Annotated in this window: 7 protein-coding genes; 3 read left to right on the forward strand and 4 right to left on the reverse strand. The window is 59.0% G+C overall.

All coding sequences use genetic code 11. The annotated features are described in order from the left end of the window. Positions 1-330: hypothetical protein (locus EFAMC2_RS05910; RefSeq protein WP_222838533.1), on the forward strand; the 330-nt coding region annotated here is incomplete at its 5' end. A gap of 456 nt (positions 331-786) precedes the next feature. Here the strand turns inward: EFAMC2_RS05910 and EFAMC2_RS05915 are convergent. From EFAMC2_RS05915 to EFAMC2_RS05925, 3 genes are all read right to left on the reverse strand, one after another. Then, a complete protein-coding gene (locus EFAMC2_RS05915; protein WP_154027924.1) occupies positions 787-1,152 on the reverse strand; it encodes a hypothetical protein in 366 nt (121 codons plus the stop codon). A gap of 129 nt (positions 1,153-1,281) precedes the next feature. Further along, positions 1,282-2,634, reverse strand: coding sequence for a hypothetical protein (locus EFAMC2_RS05920; RefSeq protein WP_187325182.1), 1,353 nt, complete (start codon positions 2,632-2,634; stop codon positions 1,282-1,284). Beyond that, a complete protein-coding gene (locus EFAMC2_RS05925; RefSeq protein WP_154027926.1) occupies positions 2,634-2,942 on the reverse strand; it encodes a hypothetical protein in 309 nt (102 codons plus the stop codon). The genes EFAMC2_RS05920 and EFAMC2_RS05925 overlap by 1 nt, the downstream gene beginning before the upstream one ends. Before the next feature lie 234 nt (positions 2,943-3,176). On the opposite strand from EFAMC2_RS05925, the gene EFAMC2_RS05930 reads away from it, so the two are divergent. Both EFAMC2_RS05930 and EFAMC2_RS05935 read left to right on the forward strand, forming a co-directional pair. Further along, positions 3,177-3,389 (forward strand): hypothetical protein, encoded by a 213-nt coding sequence (locus EFAMC2_RS05930; protein ID WP_154027927.1) that lies wholly within the window; start codon positions 3,177-3,179, stop codon positions 3,387-3,389. A gap of 2 nt (positions 3,390-3,391) precedes the next feature. Next, on the forward strand, positions 3,392-3,727 hold the full coding sequence (locus EFAMC2_RS05935) for a hypothetical protein (RefSeq protein WP_187325183.1): 336 nt from the start codon (positions 3,392-3,394) through the stop codon (positions 3,725-3,727). A 402-nt stretch (positions 3,728-4,129) separates the two neighbouring features. Here the strand turns inward: EFAMC2_RS05935 and EFAMC2_RS05940 are convergent, their stop codons facing one another. Continuing rightward, a complete protein-coding gene (locus EFAMC2_RS05940; protein WP_154027928.1) occupies positions 4,130-4,747 on the reverse strand; it encodes a DUF6088 family protein in 618 nt (205 codons plus the stop codon). Positions 4,748-5,220 lie beyond the last annotated feature (473 nt).

The raw sequence follows: 5,220 nt of genomic DNA on the forward strand, positions 1-5,220 counted from the left end.
TGTGTTCGGTTGGGATCGGAAATCAACCTTTATCTAGGCTTCGCCTGCAGGGACATCGGAATCGACACGGAATCGATTGGAATACCATTCATCCGAAGCAATCACCTTATGGAGCATCTGGAGATGCAGGTCGGCATAGTGGCAGAACGCCTTGCCGCATTCCACGAGAGGCGTATTATTTCTCTCGTTGGGCTCGGCTCCAAAATTAAACTCGACTTCATAGCCCTCCCCAGGCACACCCATGCTCGGCAGAATATCAGTGGAGAAGTGGACGAATCCAGACGTCACCTTATATACGTTTTTTACCTTTTGATCGAACTTCTCGAGTAAGTCTTGAAGTCTTCTATCGGACATCTTCTCACCGAGAAATCCTTCAGCTTGTTCACAGGCACACCTTGAAACACCCGCTTGAGAAAGTCACCCTGATCATCAGCGGCGAATAACGCGAATGTCCGCAGGCAGACTCCAACCTGTGCGCGGAGAAGCTGGGCGACGCAAACAAGATTCCTCGACTCGAGCATGGATATGAATCCGTCTATCAGTCTCATCGCATACTCAGAGGAGGATGCCAGATATAGGTCCCATTGGGTAAAGTCGCCGTTCATGAAGGGAATCACTGCATTGCGCTCGGCGACTCTCAAGGCACTCAGGCTTTGTTCTATTTCTCAGCTTCTTGTTTGAACTGTTCGCTATCCAAAATGCCCCCAAATCCTTCACAGGTGCTTTTCTCTCCGGGTCATAAGAAGAGTAGAGCACGAGCAGACTGTCAGTCAGGCGCGCATGCCTTCAATTACGGAACCTGCCGTTCTTATGGCTGAATACCGTGTCGGAGGCGATCTCTGGGGTGAGGAGGGACTTCTGCTCTGTCTCCGATTCATCTCCGAAGAACGCATACTCCGTGCAGCCCCTCCGGGATGAATGGCAGGTAGACCATGTGTCAACCTCATTGAACAGGAGGTTGTTCCAAACAAGCCCGTCTATTCCTCCGTCTATTCCTCCGTCTATCCGTGCGGGGAGCGTGTCGGTTCCCACCCGCAAAAGGTATCTGGTCACATGATCACCGGGAGGGTCGAATACCATCATTCGGTCGCACACGTCGCACTTCCAGATTTCGAGTCCGAGATCGCTGTACGGCATCTCGAAGAATGCCATGTCCACCCAGTGCTCCCCCCAGCGCTTCGTCGCTATTCCATCTCCTCGCCGTCGTATCCATTCCACAAGGAGTTGCCGCATGGGCATGCGAGCCTTGCCATTCGTCATCCCTCTCCTAGAGCCTGCCGGTCATTTCGTATTCTGCCCGTCGATTACGTCTGCGGGGTCCATCGGCACCTCATCCCCCAGGACAACAATCTCGGCCACCTCCGGGAATGCAATCGCCGCGATGTCGGCTTCCAGCGCCTGCATCACATACTCGTGCCGTTTGAGGGGCTTCTCGATCATCGCCCATTTCGCCTGCGCGAAAGACCTGTAGGCGAAGAACAGCCATTGGGGGTAGTTTATCGCCATCGGGTCCTTTGTAAACGCGACCCTTCCCGCATTCACCGCCGTTGCCAAGGAGTGCGCCGTGAAGAGCATTGTTCCGAGTTTGGGGCGCCTCTCCCTGTCCGCGGTGACCGGGATGGACTCCTTAACTCCATGGCCCTCGGCGACCCTCTTGAGAAAGTAGCCGAGCCTGACCACGACCTCGGTGAGCATCACGGGAACGGATTGGGCGCAGAAGTGCTGGAAGTCGTAGCCCTCATAGTACATGCCCTGGACAATCTCGGCTATAGTCTGCTCTTCCTCGCCCACGCTGCCAAACTGCATGAGGTTGAACAGACCCATGAACGGTGCAGGCAGGCCCATCGAGGTGGTCACGTCGGACTTGAAGTGAATGAGCTGCTTGCAGAGTGCGGCGAAGACTGTCGCCTCCTCGCGTCCAGCGTACCGGGGGATCTCCTGTGAGAGGATCTTTCCGAACTTGTCGATCGTGGTCATCCTCCCTCTGAGGATGTCGAGCGTTCCTACGACGAATCCGAGCAGCGGATCGTGCCCGAGCGAGTAGAGCCTGTGCATCGTCGGCCACAGCCCCTCGACGTACTCGTTCGTGAAGCCGGTGTTGTACGGGGCGTCGTAAGGGACCTTCGACGAAACGTCACGCGCGAGCCTCTCCATCTCTTTGGGCGGGAACCTCTCAAGGAACCAATCGCGCACATAGTTCTCGAGGGGCCTGCCCCTTAGCCCGTCCGGGGTCCTCTCCGGAATGCCAACGAGCAGGATGTCGACGAACGACGAGAGGGTTCCGGCAGACACGCTTATGGCGATGTCCACGTGGTCGAGCCTGTGGAGCGCGTTGTACTCCTCGTTGAGGATGCGGACCCTCTCGCCTGCCGCGGCAAGCTCTTCCTCTGTCAGCAGCCCCTCAGCGTGGTGACCGCTGCGATACGTCGATCTCGCATCTTCGACCAACGCGTCCCAGGACGTCTTCGGGAATCCGAGCTCGTCCTCGCCCGAAACGACACGCGGCTTTTCGCAGGCTTCCTGGATCAAATTCTGCTCTTCACTTTTGGGATCTTCTAGTTCCTCAGCCCTTGCGAACAGCGAACAGAGGACGTCCTCTGCCTCTTGAGCGATATCTTTCTTCCTTCGTCGCATCATGCTTCCCGCTTCAGTTCTTCGAGCTTCTTCTCTATCTCTAGCTTTTCCCCGACCTTTTCCTGAAGCTCCCTTTTCGCCTTCCTTATCTTTCTTCCCGGTGCCCGCTCTGCCTCAAGGCGGGCGATTCTCTCTTGCAGGACCACAAGTGCCTTGCAGACCGTTGCGTATTTCTTCTCATAGCGCTTGTACTGCCATTTAGACCCAAGGAGAAAGCCGAGAAGGCCCGTGAAGCCGGCACCCAGGAAAGGAAGCGCCTTTTTCAAATGAGGACTTAGGCTCTTCAGGATGTTCGGAAAGGTTTTCATCTCGTCTCCCGATTTTTGGAATCATATTCAATTGTTACTCGAATTATACGGCCTGTTTGGCAAAGCCCCTCTTGCTGTTCGGGACACAAGAGAACGGGATCAATACATGTGAACTCCTTTGTGAAGTGACGAAACGCAACGGATTATCTCATTTCCACAGTTAAATAGCCCATTTGTGACCGTAGCGGACACTCCTTTCAAGACGGGGTGGACCCGTCTTGAAAGGAGGTGCGTGTGGAGTCGGTGATCGCTGCACTGGTGACGGGCGTCCTCACCTTGATCGGCGTGCTCGTGTCCAACTCGCGCAGCCGTGCGGTCATGGAGGTGAAGATCGACAACCTCACGAGTCAAGCCGAGAAGCACAACTGCCTGATTGAGCGCACCTACGCGTTGGAGCAGGACGTCGCGATGGCGAAGGCGGAGATAGACAACCTGAGTAATGGATAGCCATGGATACGTTTCTGACTTCGAACGAACGGCAGTGGAGACTCTTGCGCACGGTCGTGCAAGGCGCCTTGGGCGTGATCGTCGCGAACATCGACATGCTCATCGGCCGCGCGGTGCTGGAGCCCGCGTGGCGCGCCGTGGTGGTGGCGCTCGTGATGGCGCCGCTCTCGCCGGTGATGGCGAAGCTGGGCACGGCAAGCATCAAGAGGAAGGGGCTCGACGCGGTGGCAGATGCGGGAAGACTGGCGAAGGGGCTGGACCAGCCGAACCCCCGCTCGACGTCGAGGGATCCTGGCCCTGAGGTCGATAAGCGGAAGATGCGCAAGCCGCATCGGTGACGCCGCAAGCATCCTGGAGGCCGCAAAACGAGGTCTTTTATGCCGAGGGGCAAGAGCCTGTTCTCAACGACGCCCGTCGAAAGAAAACGCTCCGCTCTCGGCGGGGAAGCCGTCGCGCTGCTCGCTCCGCCTCTTCGATTCTGGCAGGCGCCCGGAATCGGGGCGTCCTTGATCAGCTTAGCCCGTTGATGGTTTCCTTGAGCTCCGCCATGTAGGCGACTATCTCATCGATGCTCGGGTAGCTGCCGAACAGCATCTGCCTCATCGAGGCGTAATCGGCCGCCAACTCGTCGAGCCTGCCCTTTGGAGGGGCAAGCCTGAGCGTGTCGGGCCTCGCGTTGACCAGCTTTGCCCACGGCGTGCGGTAGAACTTCTACCAGCCTGCGCTCGTCGGTCGAGGCCCTAGCGACCCTGTCCATGCTTTGCCTCCCATATCCTCTTCGCGGCGTCGGCAACCCAGGAGGTGAGCCCCGCCGACTCTTCCAGGAACGCGCCGGCCTGCTCTTCCGTGAGGTTGCGCGCGAGCGTCCTGATTTCCTCGTCGCCCACGCTCTCGCGTCCGAGCGCCTTGAGGGCCTGCACGATGGTGCGGGTGGTCTGCGAGCAGTCGAGCAGGTCGCGGTTGGCGCGGTGCCGGAGCTCGATATCGTACGGCCCGTACCCGTAGCGCTTGTACGGACCGCTGCTGACGTAGACGAGCTTTGCGGGCACCTGCGTGTCGAGGCCCAGCGCATTGAGCGCCGCGTCGCCGGACGGCGCGACGATCCACTTGTTGGCACGGGCGACGGCGCGCACGACCTCGTCGGCGCCGGCCGGCACCTCGGCGCCCATGAGCGCGCTGCGCTCCGGCACGTAGTAGACGCCGCGGATGGCGCGGGTTATCCCTCCCTTTGCATGCAAGCGGCCGAGCGCGTTGGCGGCGTTGCGTCGGCCTGCGACGTCGGAGAAGTCGGCGGCCGTGAAGGCCCTGCCGGCGCCGAAGCCCTCTATGCGCTTGGCGATGGCCGCTGCCTCTGTCATGGCATCCCTCCTTTTTGATGAAAATAGTATATATATATATATTTTTCATCAAATTGCCTCCGATCGCCTTGGCCACCCGTACATCGCGCCCGCGGTCCCCCGCCGCGCGGGCACGCGCGCGTGCGCCCGGAAGCGGTCACGCCTCCCAATCGCGGCCCCGGATCAGCGCCGCGACATCCCGAAGAGGTCATCACTGGGGTTCTTCTCGCGCGTTGCGCGCTTTCCGGACGGCGGCGCCTCGCCGAGCCCTTGTAGCTGATCGGAGCGTTTTGCCAGGCGACGATCACCGCTTCGGATAGCCCGCCGAATATAGCCCTGCAAACACCTATGGAAACCGCCACCTAAGTCAGGTAAGGCCTCATCGGCCGCTCACGCTCGCGCAGGGCCTGGACATCGGCCGCTCCCCTATTCCCAGTACCGCCCCGTACCGCCGCGTTATAATGCTGCAAACGCATTTGTATTGCATTTCGAGC

This window comes from Olsenella uli (genome assembly GCF_901212655.1).
GTDB classification, from domain to species: domain Bacteria; phylum Actinomycetota; class Coriobacteriia; order Coriobacteriales; family Atopobiaceae; genus Parolsenella; species Parolsenella uli_A.